We start from the raw sequence: 16,738 nt of genomic DNA on the forward strand, positions 1-16,738 counted from the left end.
TATGTTAACCTGTCAGCTATCCATTTCGGCCGGTTAAATGTATGCAGGATAATTTTTCAGTAGCAGGTTCCATGAACCCGATGACAGATGATAACGAGGCCGCCGCACAGGTGATTTTGGCTAAGTTGCTTGAAATATATGACGTGAAAACGCTGGTTGCTCATCTGAATGGTGTTGGCGAGAACCGCTGGAGTCCGGCCATCTTCAAACGTGTGGTTGCCAATGAAACGTGGCATCGCCTCAGCGACGGTGAGTTGGCTCATCTGAACGACTTGCTGCCGAGGCCGCCTGCGCATCATCCACATTATGCTTTTCGCTTTATCGATCTTTTTGCCGGTATTGGCGGCATTCGTCGCGGCTTTGAGGCGATTGGCGGGCAGTGCGTGTTTACCAGTGAGTGGAACAAGCATGCGGTGCGCACCTACAAAGCGAATTACTACTGCGATCCTCACCAGCACCATTTTAATGAAGATATTCGCGATATCACCCTCAGTCATCATGATGGGGTGAGTGACCAGCAGGCGGCGGAACATATCCGCCAGCATGTTCCGCAGCATGACGTGCTGCTGGCGGGATTTCCTTGTCAGCCATTCTCTCTGGCCGGTGTATCAAAGAAAAACGCGTTAGGGCGGGCTCATGGCTTCGCCTGCGATACGCAAGGCACACTTTTTTTTGACGTGGTGCGCATCATCGATGCGCGTCGGCCGGCAATATTTGTGCTCGAAAACGTCAAAAACCTGAAGAGTCACGATCAGGGGAAAACGTTCCGCATCATTATGCAAACGCTGGATGAGCTGGGTTATGACGTGGCTGATGCACACGATAACGGGCCGGACGATCCGAAGATTATCGATGGGCAACATTTTTTGCCCCAGCATCGCGAACGTATTGTGCTCGTCGGCTTTCGCCGCGATCTGAATCTGAAATCAGACTTCACGCTGCGCGATATTGTCTCCCGCTATCCTCAGCGGCGTACGACGCTGGCGGAGCTACTTGAGCCGACCGTCGACGCAAAATATGTGCTCACGCCGGTGCTGTGGAAATATCTGTATCGTTATGCGAAAAAGCATCAGGCGCGGGGCAATGGATTTGGCTATGGCATGGTGTATCCCGGCAATCCCGATTGCGTAACGCGCACATTATCGGCGCGTTACTATAAAGATGGGGCGGAGATCTTGATCGACCGCGGTTGGGATATGGCGCTGGGTGAAAAGGATTTTGATGATCCGCACAATCAGCGATACCGTCCGCGCAGGCTGACGCCCAGAGAGTGCGCGCGCCTGATGGGATTTGAATCACCTCAGGGCTATCAGTTCAGGATCCCGGTGTCAGACACACAGGCTTATCGTCAGTTTGGTAATTCGGTGGTCGTCCCGGCATTTGCGGCGGTAGCCAGACTGCTGGAGCCAAAAATCAAACAGGCGGTTGCTATTCGCGAGAAAGAGAAACTGCATGGCAGACGTTCACGATAAAGCGACGCGCAGTAAAAATATGCGGGCGATAGCAACCCGCGATACCGCAATTGAAAAACGCCTTGCCAGCGTACTGGCAGAGCAGGGGGTAACGTTTCGTGTGCAGGATGCGACGTTACCCGGTCGTCCCGATTTCGTGGTGGATGATTATCGTTGTGTGATTTTTACCCACGGCTGTTTCTGGCATCATCACAACTGCTATCTATTCAAAGTCCCCGCCACACGAACAGCGTTCTGGCTGGAAAAAATAGGCAAAAATGTCCAGCGTGACGCGCGGGATTGTGAAAAATTGCAGGCTTTGGGCTGGCGCGTACTGATTGTCTGGGAGTGCGCCCTGCGTGGGCGCGAAAAGCTGGGGGATGACGCGTTGTCCGAACGCGTCATCGAGTGGATCTGCGGCGGTGGCGATAGCGCACAGATCGACACCCTCGGTATCCATTTACTGTAACGTCTTTTCCGACGGGGTCGCAACGGCGTCCGCTTTAACGGGAAATAGGTATTTACCGAGTGTGACCAGTACCACCGCAAATACAATCACGCCAAGCGCCAGCCATTCGATGGGCGCCAGACTTTCTCCTCCCAGGCCGGTACCTAACAGTACGGCGACAACCGGATTAACGTAGGCATAGCTGGTGGCTAATGCCGGGCTGACGTTGCGGATCAAGTACATGTACGCGTTGATGGCAATAATAGAACCAAACACGGCCAGATAGGCGACCGCCATAAAGCCTGAAAACGTCGGCATAGTGGTCAACTTTTCCCCGGAAATCAGCGAGGCGCACATCAGCACAATACCGGCGGCTAACATTTCAATGGCTCCGGCCATCATGCCAACGGGTAACGTTATGCGCGAGCCGTACACTGAGCCAAACGCCCAGCTTATCGAACCTATCAGGATTAAAATTGCTCCCCATGGATTACCACTCAAATTACCACCGCTGTTCAGCATGATGATCCCCGCGAGTCCAATTGCGATCCCCATCCATTCAAGTTTGCGCGTTTTGATGCCAAAAAAGTGGCTAAAACACAGCGTAAACAGCGGGACGGTGGCGACCACCACGGCGGCAATACCGGAAGGCACGTTTTGATGTTCTGCGACGGTGACCAGTCCGTTACCGACAGCCAGCAGCAGGATACCAATTAACGCGGCGTTCAGGAGCACGCGCAGAGGCGGCAGCTTATGTCCGCGGATAAGTAAGAATGCTGTTAATAAAATCCCCGCAGAGAGAAAACGAACGCCAGCCATCATCAACGGTGGCCAGCTTTCAACGCCAATGCGAATAACGAAGTACGTGGAACCCCAAATGATGTACAGCGCGAAAAGCGCACTGAAAAGCGGTAGCAATTGCCTGAAACGCATAATCCCTCACGGTGGAAATAAAAAGGTGCAACATAGTAAACGTCAAAACTATCTTGCTGGCGAGATTTATAATTACGTGCTGATGTTAAAAATTTGTTGACCAGAAAGGTCAGTTTCAGCATTGCGTGTTTTACTTCATACTTATGACTGCAAAAAAATAATATTGAGGGTAAAAATTTTGGCAGGAAGTAGCTTATTGACCTTACTCGATGATATCGCCACTTTGCTGGATGATATCTCTGTCATGGGAAAACTGGCCGCGAAAAAAACCGCGGGTGTGCTGGGCGATGATCTGTCGCTTAACGCGCAGCAGGTGTCGGGTGTGCGGGCGAACCGCGAACTCCCGGTGGTCTGGAGCGTAGCGAAAGGATCGTTTGTTAACAAAGTTATCCTTGTGCCGTTGGCGCTATTGATAAGCGCCTTCATTCCCTGGGCGATCACCCCCTTATTAATGGTAGGCGGGGCGTTCCTCTGTTTTGAAGGTGTAGAAAAAGTTCTCCATACCCTGGAAGCGCGTAAGCACAAAGAAACCCCGGGAGAGCGCCAGCAGCGTCTGACATCTTTGGCAGCGCAGGATCCACTCACCTTTGAGAAAGACAAAATCAAAGGGGCGATACGTACCGACTTTATTTTATCTGCTGAGATTGTCGCGATTACGCTGGGGATCGTCGCGGATGCGCCATTGTTGAATCAGGTGTTGGTGTTATCAGGCATCGCGTTAGTGGTGACTGTGGGAGTCTACGGCCTGGTCGGGATTATCGTTAAGCTCGATGATATCGGATACTGGTTGGCAGAAAAGCGCAGTACGCTGGCCCAGTCGCTGGGTAAAGGATTGCTGGTTGTTGCCCCCTGGCTTATGAAAACACTTTCCGTGGTCGGCACGCTGGCGATGTTTTTGGTTGGCGGCGGAATTGTGGTGCACGGAATAACACCGCTGCATCATGCGATTGAACATTTTGCCCAACAGCAAAGTGCATTGATTGCGCTGATGCTTCCGACCCTGCTGAATCTGGTGCTCGGTTTTATCATTGGCGCAATAGTGGTGCTGCTGGTGAAAGGCGTCGCCAGAGTGCGCGGAGTTTCGCACTAATTGTCGCAGGGTTGATTACGCAAAACCCTTCTTTGTCGTCTAAGGTGTAAAGGTTTCTCTTGATACAGGAGGCAGGTATGGTCTTTTCTGTCAGTGAGGAAGTCACCTCCAAAGAGGGTGGCCCACGCATGATCGTTACCGGGTATGCCAGCGGAATGGTGGAGTGTCGCTGGTACGACGGCTTTGGCGTCAAACGGGAAGCATTCCGTGAAGATGAACTGGTGCCGGGCGAGCGAAGAAAGCTCTGCCAGGATGCCTGAACACCTGGGGTGCGCGTAACCGGGTGATCTTTCAATCATTAGTTATATTTATCATTTTAGTGAGAATTATTTACTTGTCAGGCAAAAAAATTGCAGATAAGGTTTGTTTCACATCAGATTTCCTGGTGTAACGAATTTTCAAGTGCTTCTTGCATAAGCAAGCTTGATCCCGACCCGATAAGGGCCGGGATTTTTTTCGCCCTCAGTCAGCGATTGATCTCCGACACGCTAAAATCATGGATATCAAGCTCGAACGCGTCGGCCAGTTCATGCCACGTGTGGTAATCACGTCCGTCGACGCTGACGCGTTCCGGGTCATCCTGACTGCGATGAATTTCACTCTCGCAGATTTCGTTGATTGCCTTCAGTAGCGCGTCCACATCGACGCTGACTTCACGTTTGGCCGTATCGCTGTACTCTTTCGCGGTTTTCATCCTCATACCTCTCAACCGTTAAGGATACCGGGGGAGCGCATCCAAACATCAGATACGCACAACTTAAGTATAGACCGTCGATAAAACCCGCAATCGCGCGAGGCGGGCGCTGCCAGAAAAAGGAAATTGTTCTACACTGGCACAAAGCCACAGGAGGAAAACTATGAAGGTGAATGATCGGGTCACAGTCAAAACGGACGGCGGTCCTCGTCGACCGGGCGTGGTACTTGCTATCGAAGAGTTTAGTGAAGGCACCATGTACCTGGTTTCGCTGGAAGACTACCCGCTCGGTATCTGGTTCTTTAATGAGTCAGGTCATCAGGATGGTATCTTCGTGGAAAAAGTAGAATAAGGTGAATTTGGCTGCATGATCCTGACTGGTGGATTCGCCACCAGTCAGAACGTGTTAGCGCGTATTCACAAAGATACCATTGGTAACGTTATCGGTGAGTCTCACAACGTGATAGATAACTTGCTTATTATGCGTTTTTATCTTTCGTTTTATATTCCCCTTATGGGATGACACGGTCTTGGCCTTGATATTCATTTGGTCGGATATCTGTATTGTGCCCTGACCCTCCATCCACATGCGTAGCATGCTGGACTCGGTACGGCTCAATGATAATGTCGGTAGATTCACATCAATGACAAAATCTACTTCTTTTTTCAGAATATCGCCAAGGAGTTCATCCAGTGAATCTGGTTTAATCGACTTAGAACTAATCAATAAATTTTTTCTTACTAATAGATACTCATCAAAATGCACGTTGGCAATTGCCATAAACACAATAAATAATGTGCCGGGATGCTGATTAATGATTTGCTTTATTTGCTGGCTATTAGCAGGATCGTGGATAAAGCAGTCCTCATTAATAAACACCACAGCGGGCTGTTGAGAGACACAGGCGAGACTGAGCTCCTCAACGTTGGAAATGTTGTTGATTTCCCTTTTCTTCACCCCCCGACTTACCAGATATCCGGTCAACCCTAGCCGGGTGTAACTGCACAAATCCATAATAATCGTTGACATGGCATACCCTCACTCAATGCGTAACGATAATTCCCCTTACCTGATTATTTTCATCACAACTAAACGGAATAATAACGACCCAAGATGACGCTTTCGCTGTTTTTCAGGCGAAATTACTATCCCGTAAAGTTGCGTATAATTTGCCAGGAAACATCTTAAAGTAAAGTAAATGTTGCGTTATGTGAGTGAGTCAATAATAAATAAACCGCGACAGCGATATCCTGGTGGATGTTGTCGCTTTTTAAATTTAGGACAATCCTTAGTAAAACAGGATAAAAATTAAGGGTTATTATTTTCCGGGCATTTCGCTGACAATATCAGCCAACAAATTAAAAATTTCGCTGAATAATCGCTCGCAGAATGGCGCAATTAATGGCATCAGGGCCGCCATTAATGAAATACCCACGGCGAGGGTGAGTGGAAAACCGATGACGAAAATCGACAGCTGAGGAGCCATGCGATTCAACAGACCGAGTGCGAGGTTTAGGGTGAGTAGTAGCGTCATTATCGGCAGGGCCAACATTAGCCCGTTGAGGAAAATCAGGCTACCCGCCCGCGCCAGCGCGAGAAACGCATTGCTGTTCACCGGATTGCCGCCGATTGGCAAGGTATGAAATGTATCCACCAACAGCGAAATAAGCCACAAATGGCCGTTAAAAGTCAGGAATAACAGCATGGCGAGCATGTCGATCAGTCTCGCCAGTACCGGCATATTCAGACGGCTGCCGGGATCAAAGAAGGTTGCGAAGGAGAGACCCATTTGTAGACCAATTAATTCCCCGGCGGTACGTACTGCCGCGAAGGCAAACTGCATAGTGAAGCCCAGAGCGATGCCGATCAGGATTTGTTGCATTGCCTGCCATAGCGCCCCGATAGAAAAGATAGGGACGTTTACCGGGGGAATCGACGGAGCGATAACGACGGTTATCATTAACCCCAGCCCCAGTTTTACTCGTTTGGGGATCGCGCGCTCGCTGAGAATCGGGGCCGTTGAGACGAGCGCCAGGATGCGCAGCAAAGGCCAGAAGTAAAGATTCAGCCAGTGGAGCCACTCAACGCTGGTCACCTGCAGCATAATGTCATCTACCCGATGATGTAGGGGATATTGCTGAACAGCGTACGCACGTAGTCGAGCAGCAGGTTAAGCATCCACGGGCCGGCAACAATGATGGCAATAAAAACCGCGACAATTTTGGGAATGAAGGACAGCGTCATTTCGTTTATCTGGGTCGCCGCCTGCAAAATACTGATGATAAGACCTGTGACGAGGGCGACCAACAGCAAAGGCGCGGCAAGGGCCAGGGCGACTTTCATCGCCTCTGTGCCCATCATCATGACCGATTCAGGTGTCATTTCGCGCCTCTAACTGTAAAAGCTTTGAGCTAGCGAGCCGACAAGCAACTGCCAACCGTCTACCAACACAAACAGCATCAGCTTGAACGGTAGCGCGATCGTGGCCGGGGGGACCATCATCATCCCGAGCGCCATCAGCACGCTGGCGATGACCAGGTCGATAATCAGAAACGGAATAAAAATGGTAAAGCCTATCTGGAATGCCGTTTTCAGCTCGCTGGTGACATAGGCTGGAAGCAAAATCCGCATCGGTACGGCTTCTGGTCCCTGTAGGGGGCCGCTGTTTGCTAAGCGCGCGAAGAGTGCCAGATCGGCTTCACGGGTCTGGCGCAACATAAACTCGCGCAGCGGCTGTGCGCCTTTCTCCATGGCTTCCTGCATAGAGATTTTCTCTTCGCTGAACGGCTGATATGCGTCGACGTAGATTTTGTCGATTACCGGCGACATGATGAAAAAGGTCAAAAATAGCGCCAGGCCCAGTAGCACCTGGTTCGGGGGGGCCGAAGGGGTTCCCAGCGCATTTCGTAACAGACCGAAAACGATGATGATGCGGGTGAAGCTGGTCATCATCAATAAAATGGCGGGCAGGAACGTCAGCGAGGTGATAAACACCAGCGTTTGCACGGGTAAAGACCAGCTTTGTCCGCCGCCAGGCAGCGGCTGGCTAACCAGACCCGGGAGCTGGGCGAGGGCTACTGGGCTGAAAAGCCATAAGCCTGCCAGCGTGATGGATAACAAACGGCGCATCAGGATCTCCCGGGACGCTTAAGCAAACTCTTCATCATGGCCTGGAAATCCGCGGGGGAGGCCGGTTTTTCTTCTGTATCAGCAGGCGCCGGGGGCAGGGTGTGCAGCACGTTAATTTGCGAGGCCGTGACGCCCAGTACCAGGCGCGCATCTTCAACCTCAACAATCACCACGCGCTCACGTGGACCCAGTGAGGTACTTGCCGCAACTTTCAGTCCGCGCGTACCGGCGCTTTTGGGGGCAAACCCCATACGCTTAATCACCCAGGCTGCAGCCAGGATCAATACGATGATCCCAAGCAGCGCGCCGCTTACCTGAACCAGCGGTGAGCCGGGTACGGCGGCTGGCTGAGAAACTGTAGCCTGGGTATTCATGATTAACGGCTCAGACGGCGCATGCGTTCAGATGGGGTAATAATGTCGGTGATACGTACGCCGTATTTGTCTGCGACAACCACCACTTCACCCTGGGCAATCAGGTAACCGTTGATCAGGATATCCAGCGGCTCGCCCGCCAGACCATCCAACGCGACGACCGAACCCTGTGTCAGACGCAGCAGCTCTTTGATGGTCATACGGGTTCGGCCCAATTCGACGGTCAGTTTGACCGGAATGTCCATGATCAGGTCGATGTCCTGCAAGGCACCGCTGACGTCGCCGCCACCTAACTGCTGGAATACCGCATCGGCCGCACTTTTGGTGGGGGTGGTTTTTTGCTCGTTTAACGCGTCAGCCCACAGATCGTCCAATGCACCAGTGTTCTCATCGGACGGATTATTCATATCACTCATTTGGGCTGTTCCTCATTCAGCGAATTCAAAATCGGGTTTATCAGATGTTCTACGCGTAACGCATACTGACCGTTCACCGTGCCATACTGGCTGGTCAGTACAGGCACGCCGTCCACATGAGCAATAATGCGGTCGGGTTTTTCAATCGGCAGTACATCGCCGGGTTTCAGTTTTAAAATCTGGGATAGCCGCAGCGGAATGTCAGCAAAGTTTGCCACCAACTCCAGCTCAGAATGCTGAACCTGACGCACCAGATTATTGCGCCAGTTCTGATCTTCATTACGCGAGTTTTCCAGCGGCGGGTTCACCAGCAGCTCACGCAACGGTTCAATCATGCTGAATGGCAGACAGATGTTAAATTCACCGGTCAGGTTGCCAATTTCAACGTGGAATGGGGTATTGACCACGATGTCGTTAGGAGACGTGGTGATATTGGTAAATTTCACCTGCATCTCGGAACGAACGTATTCCACTTCCAGCGGATTGATGGCCTTCCACGCGTCGCTGTAACTTTCCAGCGCCAGCTTCAGCATGCGGTTGATAACGCGCTGTTCGGTATGGGTAAATTCGCGGCCTTCCACTTTCGTCGGGAAGCGGCCATCACCGCCGAACAGGTTATCGACGGCGATAAATACCAGACTCGGTGAGAACACCACCAGACCCGTACCGCGCAGCGGCTTCAGGTGGATTAAGTTCAGGTTGGTCGGAACCGGTAAGTTGCGCGCAAACTCGTGGTATGGCTGGATACGGATTGCACCCACGGTAATATCCGGGCTACGGCGCAACAGGTTAAATAACCCCATACGGAACTGGCGCGCGAAGCGTTCGTTAATGATCTCCAGCGCCTGTAAACGCTCACGTACCACGCGGCGCTGGGTGTTGGGATCGTAAGGACGAATATCGCTTTCTTTTGCGATACCGGAAATGGGTTCGTCTTTAGTTTCGCTATCGCCATTAAGCAATGCGTCGATTTCAGCCTGAGAAAGAATACTGTCGCCCATGTCTTTACCGCAGAATAAAAGCTGTATAAAGAACGTCGGTGACAACCTGTTTGGGTTGCCCAACAACGAGCGGAGTCGCGAGCGTCTCTTTGATGGCGGCAATGAGCTGTTGCTTACCTTCTTCGGTGGCGAGCGTAGCCGCGTTCTGACGAGAGAACAGCAGCAGCAAGCGGCTGCGCACTTCCGGCAGATATTCGTTAAGACGTGAACGCGTTGCCTCGTCTTTCATGCGCAGCGTGATACCGATATACAGTACACGGTCCGCATCACCCAGATTGACGGTAAAGGTATCCAGCGCAAAGAATACCGGGGCTGGCGGTGGAGCCGGTTCCGCTTTGACGCTGGCGGACGGCTGCTGCTGCATGCGCCAGTAGCTATAACCCGCAGTTGCGCAGGCGGCGAGGGTAATCAATACCAGCAGAGGGATCCAAATAGCGCGTTTACTTTTTTTGTTAATCGCGGAGTCAGTCATCAGATACGGGCTTCCTGTTTCGGTACAGCTTATGGGCTGATTATCCCGTGTCCTGTCCACGACAAAGCGTGGAAAAGACGCGGATAATCATGCTACCTCTGGCGTTAGGCGAAGATGTCTACTGCTCCATCACCGCGTGCTGCGGCTTGCAGTGAGGCTGGCGCTGCCAGTACGGCGTCATCTTCAGCGGCAAAAATGTCTTGTCCCTGAGCGCGACCCGCCTGCTGTTGCTGCCCGGAAGACTGCTGATTACCGGCAAAGCTTTCACTGCTGATACTGCTTTGCCCAAGCTGGATACCGCTTTCAGCCAACTGCGTACGCAGCATCGGTAACGCAGCTTCCAGCGCTGCGCGCACGTGACTGTGTGGCGATACCATTTGCAACTGCGCGAGGTTGTCATCCAGCTTGAGGGAAATGTGCACCTGGCCCAGATCCTGTGGATGCAGACGCAGTTCCGCGCTTTGCTGGCCCTGGCGAGTAAACAGAGTGACGTGCTGGCTCAGTGATTGCTGCCATTCCTGGCTACCCAATGGCGCGCTTAGCACAGGTGCGGCGGTCGGTAACGGCTGAGCGTGGGACTGCGGGCCACTTAACGGCGCCGTCGTCATGCCAATGCTGGTCGGCGAAGGGGAGCTTTCAATTTCCGCTCTGGTCGTCGCCGCTGCCGTCAACGGGGTTAATGTCGGATTGTTTGTCTGATCTACGCTGCTGGCAGGCGTTGCAATATCCGCTTTGCCTTTTTTGGCATCACCTGGCAGCAATTCGCCAGCATTATCGGCGATAGCGCTGTGTACCGAGCCTCGTGACAACGCCGAAAGCGTCGCATCAACGGGGGCTGGCGCGCTGTCGACGGCCGGCGTGGTCTGCGGTTGTCCTGGCAGCATGGCGAACAATGCGCTCAGGTTGGCGAGATCCTCATCGCTCAGTGCGGTGTTTTTTTCATCCTGCTGAGCGACTTTGCCCAGAGTCGTCAGGGCATTAACTTTCAGTGAGGGCGTGAGGGCAGACAAAAGTTGCTGAGCGTCTGTCATGTCGACAAGAGAAGCATCAGTGTGCATCTCTTTTTGCGCCAGTAGTTCGGTCAACTTGAGCGACGGTGCTGAATCGCCATTTTTTTGCAATAACCCTTTTTGCAGTTTGCTAGCGGCCGCCTGTAAGTCGGCAAACGACAGCGGGGCGTCTTTACCCTGCGCGTTGTCCGCACCTAATGCACCCGCCAGCAGCGCTAAAAAATCCTCGGGTGAATCAACCGCTTTGCCTGACTGAAGACCTGCGGCTACGTCGGTGTCGGTGGTAATCAGTTGGGGTAAAGTAATCATTCGGGTTTCCTCATAGCTGCGCGCTGAGCAAATTCATCCATTTTTTTCTGATCCAGGCGATTTTCGGCCAGTAACGCCGCCGAGGTTTGTCTGTCCTGCAGAGTCTGCCACGCCTGTAAACGTTGTTTTTTGTCGCGCCAACTGTTCAATGCCTGGTCTACTTTCTGCGTCCACTGATTGAGCTGTTGGCGGTGTTGCTCAATTGCTTTTTCCAGCGTCTGAATAAATTGTTGGTAATTGATCCAGCGATTACTGGTAATACCCTGACCCATGTCACTGTTCAGATTGTTGCGGTACTCATGCTGATAATCGATCAGCATTTTCAACTGCTCTTCCGCCTGCTGACAGCCACGACGCATCTCTCCCAATAAGACAGCGGCGTCATCTACCTCTTTTTCAGCCAGGTCTTTCAGTGTGGCTAATGCACCATGTTGTGCCATGACCTATGCTCTCCTGCTTACTTACACACCAGGGAAAATCAGTTCTAACGCGTGCAGAGAATCTTCCCAGTCCGCCCGTTCAAAAATGCCTTGCTGTAAGAATGCTTCCAGTTGTGGCCATAGGGCGATGGCTTTATCCAGCATGGGATCGCTGCCTTTGGCATACGCCCCCACGCTGACCAGATCGCGGTTGCGCTGGAAGCTGGATAGCAGCTGTTTAAAGTTACGTACCCGCGCATAGTGTTGTTCACTAATAAGCGCGGTCATGGCGCGACTGATCGAGGCTTCAATATCGATGGCCGGATAGTGACCCGCTTCGGCCAGATGACGGGACAGCACAATGTGGCCGTCCAGAATCGCGCGCGCGGAATCCGCAATGGGGTCCTGCTGGTCGTCACCTTCGGTCAGTACCGTGTAAAACGCGGTAACGGAACCGCCGCCGTGAATACCGTTCCCGGCACGTTCGACCAGCGCTGGCAATTTGGCGAATACTGAGGGGGGATAACCTTTCGTTGCCGGCGGCTCTCCGATCGCCAGGGCGATCTCACGTTGTGCCATCGCGTAGCGGGTGAGGGAATCCATAATCAGCAATACGTGCTGTCCACGATCGCGAAAATCTTCGGCGATACGCGTGGCATAGGCCGCACCTTGCATACGTAACAGCGGCGAGACATCTGCGGGAGCGGCAATCACCACCGAGCGTGCACGACCGTCGGTACCGAGAATATTTTCAATAAAATCTTTAACTTCGCGACCACGTTCGCCAATCAGACCTACGACGATAACATCGGCTTGGGTATAGCGCGCCATCATGCCGAGCAGAACGCTTTTACCGACACCGGAGCCCGCGAAAAGTCCCATACGCTGACCGCGACCGACGGTTAACAACGCGTTGATGGGACGTACGCCGGTATCCAGGACGTGTTCAATCGCGGTGCGTTGTAGCGGGTTAAACGGCGGCGTAATCAGCGCCCCGGTTTCGGTGGTATCCGGGGCGGGCAGACCGTCGAGCGGTTTTCCGCTACCGTCAAGCACACGACCCAGCAATGCAGGGCCAAGCGGTAATTGCTTCCCGCTTTGCAGACCTTCTCCGGCAATGTTTTTTGCGTACACGCGTGCGCCGGGCAGAACGCCTTCAACCTCTTCGAGGGGCATCAGAAACAGACGCTGACCGTTAAAGCCCACGACTTCACTTTCGACCTCCTGGGTTTCGTTGCCGTCCTGGCGTTCAATAACGCAGGTGGCGCCCAGAGGCAACTGTAATCCAGTGGCCTCCAGCACCAGCCCAGTGGCGCGGGTCAGGCGACCGTAACGGCGCACCGCAGGCAGCAGCGACATTTTCTCTTCGAAGCTGTCCAGCGTGTTGAGCCAGCGAGTCAGGCGAGTGGTCATTACACGACTCCCGGCGCTGCCAGACGGCAGAGTTCTTGCCAGCGCGTGGCGACGCTGGCATCCAGATCGCCTTCATCGGCAGAGACTTTACAGCCGCCGTGATGCAGCGTCGGATCACCGCGCAGCCGCCAGCCGTGCAGGCTGAGGGTCGCACCGAGCATCTCCTCCACACGCTGGAGATCGTCCGGATGTACGCGTAGCTGCGGCTTACCGCTAAACAGCGGTTCTTGCTGCAACAGCTGTTGGATTTGTTTAATCAGCGCAGCGTTATCCACAATAGGCGTCTGACCTATAATCTGACGCGCAGCTTCCAGCGCCATTTGCATCAGACGCGAGGCAATTACGCTGTCCAGTGCGTCCAGCGTATTCTGAAACTCGCTCACCAGTTGCTGCATGCGGGCATGGATCGGCGCATGCTGAGCGCGCGCCTGGTTCTGGCCTTGCTCCAGCCCCTGACTCAGGCCTTCCTGATAACCTTGTTCGTGGCCTTTTTGTCGACCTTCCGCCAGACCCGCGTTATAACCTTGCTCATGGGCCTGCAGTTGCAGCTGTGCGAGCTGCTGTTCAAGCTGTTGCTCTGCGGAAAGCTCTGGTTCTGCTGTTTCTTCTGACAGCGGGTTTTCGCTGTGCTCAGCCAGTACGAACTCCGCCATCGGTGGGGCGAGGTCGTCCGGGGTCCAGACTTTCCACGGCAGTTCGTTAGACATAGGTATCCTCGCCGCTGCCTATCACCATCTCGCCGGTTTCCGCCAGACGACGCACAATAAGCAGAATGGCTTTCTGTTCGTTTTCCACCTGCGACAAACGCACCGGACCGCGGTTGGCGAGGTCGTCGCGCAGAATATCGGCAGCACGTTGCGACATGTTGCGCAGGAACTTCTCGCGCAGCGGCTGTTCGGCACCTTTCAGGGCAATCAGCAACGATTCGGAATCCACTTCCTGCAGCAGGCGCTGGATACTGCGATCGTCGACATCCACCAGGTTCTCGAACAGGAACATCTCGTCGATAATTTTCTGCGCCAGCTCGCCGTCGAATTCGCGTACGGCGGTAATAACCGCTTCTTCCTGCTGGGTTTTCATCAGGTTGATAATTTCTGCCGCCGTTCTCACGCCGCCCATTTTGCTGCGCTTGAGGTTCTGGCCATCGAGCAGGCCGTTGAGTACCTCGGTCAGTTCTGCCAGCGCGGCAGGCTGTACGCCGCCAAAAGTGGCGATACGCAGCATCACGTCGTGACGTAAACGCTCGTCGAACAGCGCCAGTATATCGGCAGCCTGGCCCCGCTTGAGGTGCACCAGAATGGTGGCGATAATCTGCGGATGCTCGTCGCGGATAAGGTCGGCGGCGCTTTGCGGCTCCATAAAGTTAAGCGTTTCAATGCCGCTGGTGGTATCGCGGGTTTCCAGAATATCTTCCAGCAGACTGGAGGCACGTTCCTCGCCCAGCGCTTTCACCAGCACGGAACGCAGATATTCGTTGGCGTTGATATTCAGCGCGGCAAACTGTTCGGCTTCTTGTTCAAATTCGGCCAGCACTTCCGTCAACTGCTTGTTGGAAATCTGGCGAACGTTGGCCATCGCCGTACTGAGCGCCTGAACTTCGCGCGTGGAAAGGTGCTTAAACACCTCCGCCGCGCGATCTTCGCCAATGGTCATCAGCAGGATGACGCTTTTATCGGTACCGGTAAGATTACTCATGATCGTTACTCATCCACTGGCGAATGACCAGCGCCACGACGCGCGGATCGTTATCTGACATTTCACGAATACGCTGACTCATGACTTCTGCTCCCAGACGCTGATTAGTACGACGCTGCTGGGTTTGTTCGTCTTTGCTGAGGCGAACTTCTACCGCTTCTTCGGTTTCCTGACGGACACGCGTTTGTTCTTGTACGGCTTTCGCTTCTTCACTGCGACGGACCAACTGCGGACGAACGGCTTTCCGCCACAGGATCCACGCCACCAGCAGAACCAGCAACCAACGACCTGCGGACATTAACTGGTCAATAAAGAACGGCTGTTTCCAGAACGGTAGCTCGCCCATGGAATCGTCGGTCGCCGTGAAGGGAGAGTTCACCACGTTCAGGGTATCGCCACGTTTGTCGGAGAATCCCATCGCTTCGCGGGTCAGATCCTCAATCTGTTTCATCTGCTCGGCGGTTAACGGCAACGGTTTGCCGTCTGGTAACGTTTTGTAGTTGACCACGACAGCCACCGAGAGACGCTGCACATCGCCAACGTTCATTTTGGTATGGCGAATGGTGCGGTCAACTTCATAGTTGCTGGTTTCATTGCGCTGAGTATTGCGCGGGGCGGCATTATTACTGTTATTCGCCGTCTGTGCGTTTTGCGTATTTTGCGCGTTTTGCTGATTAGCGGGTGGGTTGGCGATTGGCGCAGTATTTGCCGGAGCGGGTTGATTTGACAACGCGCCCGGGACGCCGCCTGGTGCTCCGCTACCGACCTGCTCACTGACGTTCAACTGACGAGAACGCAGCACGGCCTGGGACTCATCACCGTTTGGACGGTACTGTTCTTCGGTTTGCTCTTTGTTGGCAAAATCCAGCTGCGCGGTAACCTGCGCATGTACGTTACCGTTGCCGACAATCGGCGACAGAATCGATTCGATACGACGCTGAACGCGGCCTTCGACGTCGCTGGCGTATTTCAGCTGCGCATCGTTAAGATCGCGGCTACTGGTATTCGACTGGGTTAACAGATGCCCCGCCTGGTCGACCAGCGTAACGTTGCCCGGCGGCAAGCCTGCAACAGCGCTGGAAACCAGATGCGTGACCGCACTGATCTGACCTTCATCCAGCGCGCGACCCGGCTCCAGGTTGACGGTGACGGAGGCTGAAGGCGCTTTTTGCTCACGCACAAACAGCGACGGTTTCGGCATAGCCAGATGCACGCGGGCGCGTTTTACCGGTCCCAACGTTTCAATCGTACGGGCTAATTCACCTTCCAGCGCGCGCTGGTAGTTGACCTGCTCGCTAAACTGGCTGATACCAAATTTTTCCTGATCCAGCAGTTCAAAACCCACCGCGCCGCCTTTGGGCAGACCTTGCTGCGCCAGACGTAAACGCAGTTCGTGGACTTTATCGGCAGGAACTTCAATGGCGCCGCTTCCCTCAGTAAAACGGTAGGGAACGTTCATCTGCGTCAGTTGGGTGACGATCGCGCCACCATCCTGATCGGAAAGATTGCTGAACAGCGTGCGGTAGTCAGGCGCTTTGGCCCACAGGACCATCGCCACGATGATCGCGACGGCAGCGGCTCCCGCCACAATCAGAGGAATTCTGGGATTCGCGCGCAGGCGGTTTAACCACTCGAGAGGTTTAAGCTGGGTTGCAGTCGATGCTGTCGCACTCATCTCGCACCTCGTGGCTTATCGTGGACGGCGTTTTTTGCAAAGTGGAACAAGACTCACTCCCGGGTCAGCAAACTCGAAAAATTGACGGTCTCATTATTTGCGGTTTCGAATTTTTCTATGCGTTAAAAACCGTGGTTTTTTATCGTTATTTAACGCCTTTATCTTATTGACTAACTGGTAATCTCAACTACGTAAAAAATTATCCAGG

Annotated in this window: 21 protein-coding genes; 5 read left to right on the top strand and 16 right to left on the bottom strand. The window is 53.5% G+C overall.

The window, feature by feature from the left end:
• The first annotated feature begins 41 nt into the window (after nt 1-41).
• On the top strand, nt 42-1,472 hold the full coding sequence (locus tag HV345_RS09605; protein ID WP_065554686.1) for a DNA cytosine methyltransferase: 1,431 nt from the start codon (nt 42-44) through the stop codon (nt 1,470-1,472).
• Entirely contained in the window at nt 1,453-1,920 is a 468-nt protein-coding gene (locus HV345_RS09610) for a very short patch repair endonuclease (RefSeq protein ID WP_016153501.1), read from the top strand. Before HV345_RS09605 ends, HV345_RS09610 begins: the two co-directional genes overlap by 20 nt.
• On the opposite strand, the gene yedA is transcribed toward HV345_RS09610, so the two are convergent.
• Entirely contained in the window at nt 1,912-2,832 is a 921-nt protein-coding gene (yedA, locus tag HV345_RS09615; RefSeq protein ID WP_047502067.1) for a drug/metabolite exporter YedA, read from the bottom strand. The genes HV345_RS09610 and yedA overlap by 9 nt on opposite strands.
• A gap of 178 nt (nt 2,833-3,010) precedes the next feature.
• Between yedA and HV345_RS09620 the strand changes: the two genes are divergently transcribed.
• The gene (locus HV345_RS09620) at nt 3,011-3,922 is read left to right on the top strand and encodes a DUF808 domain-containing protein (protein ID WP_181636554.1); all 912 of its coding nucleotides are present in this window, start codon (nt 3,011-3,013) and stop codon (nt 3,920-3,922) included.
• 77 nt (nt 3,923-3,999) lie between these two features.
• Nucleotides 4,000-4,182: a YodC family protein gene (locus tag HV345_RS09625; protein WP_016153498.1), complete on the top strand. Its 183-nt coding sequence runs from the start codon at nt 4,000-4,002 to the stop codon at nt 4,180-4,182.
• Between the two features lie 206 nt (nt 4,183-4,388).
• Here the strand turns inward: HV345_RS09625 and yodD are convergent, their stop codons facing one another.
• Nucleotides 4,389-4,616 (bottom strand): YodD family peroxide/acid resistance protein, encoded by a 228-nt coding sequence (yodD, locus tag HV345_RS09630; RefSeq protein WP_003030417.1) that lies wholly within the window; start codon nt 4,614-4,616, stop codon nt 4,389-4,391.
• Between the two features lie 163 nt (nt 4,617-4,779).
• On the opposite strand from yodD, the gene dsrB reads away from it, so the two are divergent.
• A complete protein-coding gene (gene dsrB, locus HV345_RS09635; RefSeq protein ID WP_003030419.1) occupies nt 4,780-4,968 on the top strand; it encodes a protein DsrB in 189 nt (62 codons plus the stop codon).
• Between the two features lie 54 nt (nt 4,969-5,022).
• Here the strand turns inward: dsrB and rcsA are convergent, their stop codons facing one another.
• The 14 genes from rcsA to fliF all read right to left on the bottom strand — a co-directional run bounded on the left by rcsA (nt 5,023) and on the right by fliF (nt 16,530).
• Entirely contained in the window at nt 5,023-5,646 is a 624-nt protein-coding gene (gene rcsA / locus HV345_RS09640; protein ID WP_016153497.1) for a transcriptional regulator RcsA, read from the bottom strand.
• 289 nt (nt 5,647-5,935) lie between these two features.
• On the bottom strand, nt 5,936-6,721 hold the full coding sequence (gene fliR / locus HV345_RS09645; protein ID WP_181636555.1) for a flagellar biosynthetic protein FliR: 786 nt from the start codon (nt 6,719-6,721) through the stop codon (nt 5,936-5,938).
• Between the two features lie 8 nt (nt 6,722-6,729).
• Entirely contained in the window at nt 6,730-6,999 is a 270-nt protein-coding gene (gene fliQ / locus HV345_RS09650) for a flagellar biosynthesis protein FliQ (protein WP_003030425.1), read from the bottom strand.
• 9 nt (nt 7,000-7,008) lie between these two features.
• Entirely contained in the window at nt 7,009-7,746 is a 738-nt protein-coding gene (gene fliP, locus HV345_RS09655) for a flagellar type III secretion system pore protein FliP (protein ID WP_006684053.1), read from the bottom strand.
• Nucleotides 7,746-8,123, bottom strand: coding sequence for a flagellar biosynthetic protein FliO (gene fliO, locus HV345_RS09660; protein ID WP_103847937.1), 378 nt, complete (start codon nt 8,121-8,123; stop codon nt 7,746-7,748). Before fliO ends, fliP begins: the two co-directional genes overlap by 1 nt.
• Nucleotides 8,123-8,536: a flagellar motor switch protein FliN gene (gene fliN, locus HV345_RS09665; RefSeq protein ID WP_003030433.1), complete on the bottom strand. Its 414-nt coding sequence runs from the start codon at nt 8,534-8,536 to the stop codon at nt 8,123-8,125. The genes fliO and fliN overlap by 1 nt, the downstream gene beginning before the upstream one ends.
• Complete coding sequence (fliM, locus tag HV345_RS09670) at nt 8,533-9,537, bottom strand: flagellar motor switch protein FliM (protein WP_003030434.1); 1,005 nt, start codon at nt 9,535-9,537, stop codon at nt 8,533-8,535. Before fliM ends, fliN begins: the two co-directional genes overlap by 4 nt.
• A gap of 4 nt (nt 9,538-9,541) precedes the next feature.
• Nucleotides 9,542-10,009 carry a flagellar basal body-associated protein FliL gene (fliL, locus tag HV345_RS09675; protein WP_016153493.1) on the bottom strand — a complete coding sequence of 156 codons (468 nt, stop codon included), beginning with the start codon at nt 10,007-10,009 and terminating at the stop codon, nt 9,542-9,544.
• Nucleotides 10,010-10,113: 104 nt separating this feature from the next.
• Complete coding sequence (gene fliK / locus HV345_RS09680) at nt 10,114-11,328, bottom strand: flagellar hook length control protein FliK (RefSeq protein ID WP_181636556.1); 1,215 nt, start codon at nt 11,326-11,328, stop codon at nt 10,114-10,116.
• Nucleotides 11,325-11,768: a flagellar export protein FliJ gene (gene fliJ / locus HV345_RS09685; RefSeq protein ID WP_016153491.1), complete on the bottom strand. Its 444-nt coding sequence runs from the start codon at nt 11,766-11,768 to the stop codon at nt 11,325-11,327. Before fliJ ends, fliK begins: the two co-directional genes overlap by 4 nt.
• A 21-nt stretch (nt 11,769-11,789) precedes the next feature.
• Nucleotides 11,790-13,160, bottom strand: coding sequence for a flagellar protein export ATPase FliI (fliI, locus tag HV345_RS09690; RefSeq protein ID WP_016153490.1), 1,371 nt, complete (start codon nt 13,158-13,160; stop codon nt 11,790-11,792).
• Nucleotides 13,160-13,867: a flagellar assembly protein FliH gene (gene fliH / locus HV345_RS09695; RefSeq protein ID WP_181636557.1), complete on the bottom strand. Its 708-nt coding sequence runs from the start codon at nt 13,865-13,867 to the stop codon at nt 13,160-13,162. The genes fliI and fliH overlap by 1 nt, the downstream gene beginning before the upstream one ends.
• Nucleotides 13,860-14,855: a flagellar motor switch protein FliG gene (gene fliG, locus HV345_RS09700; protein ID WP_016153488.1), complete on the bottom strand. Its 996-nt coding sequence runs from the start codon at nt 14,853-14,855 to the stop codon at nt 13,860-13,862. Before fliG ends, fliH begins: the two co-directional genes overlap by 8 nt.
• Nucleotides 14,848-16,530, bottom strand: a complete 1,683-nt coding sequence (gene fliF, locus HV345_RS09705) for a flagellar basal-body MS-ring/collar protein FliF (RefSeq protein ID WP_016153487.1) — start codon at nt 16,528-16,530, stop codon at nt 14,848-14,850. The genes fliG and fliF overlap by 8 nt, the downstream gene beginning before the upstream one ends.
• Nucleotides 16,531-16,738: the final 208 nt, after the last annotated feature.

This window comes from Citrobacter sp. RHBSTW-00986 (assembly GCF_013783065.1).
GTDB classification, from domain to species: domain Bacteria; phylum Pseudomonadota; class Gammaproteobacteria; order Enterobacterales; family Enterobacteriaceae; genus Citrobacter; species Citrobacter braakii.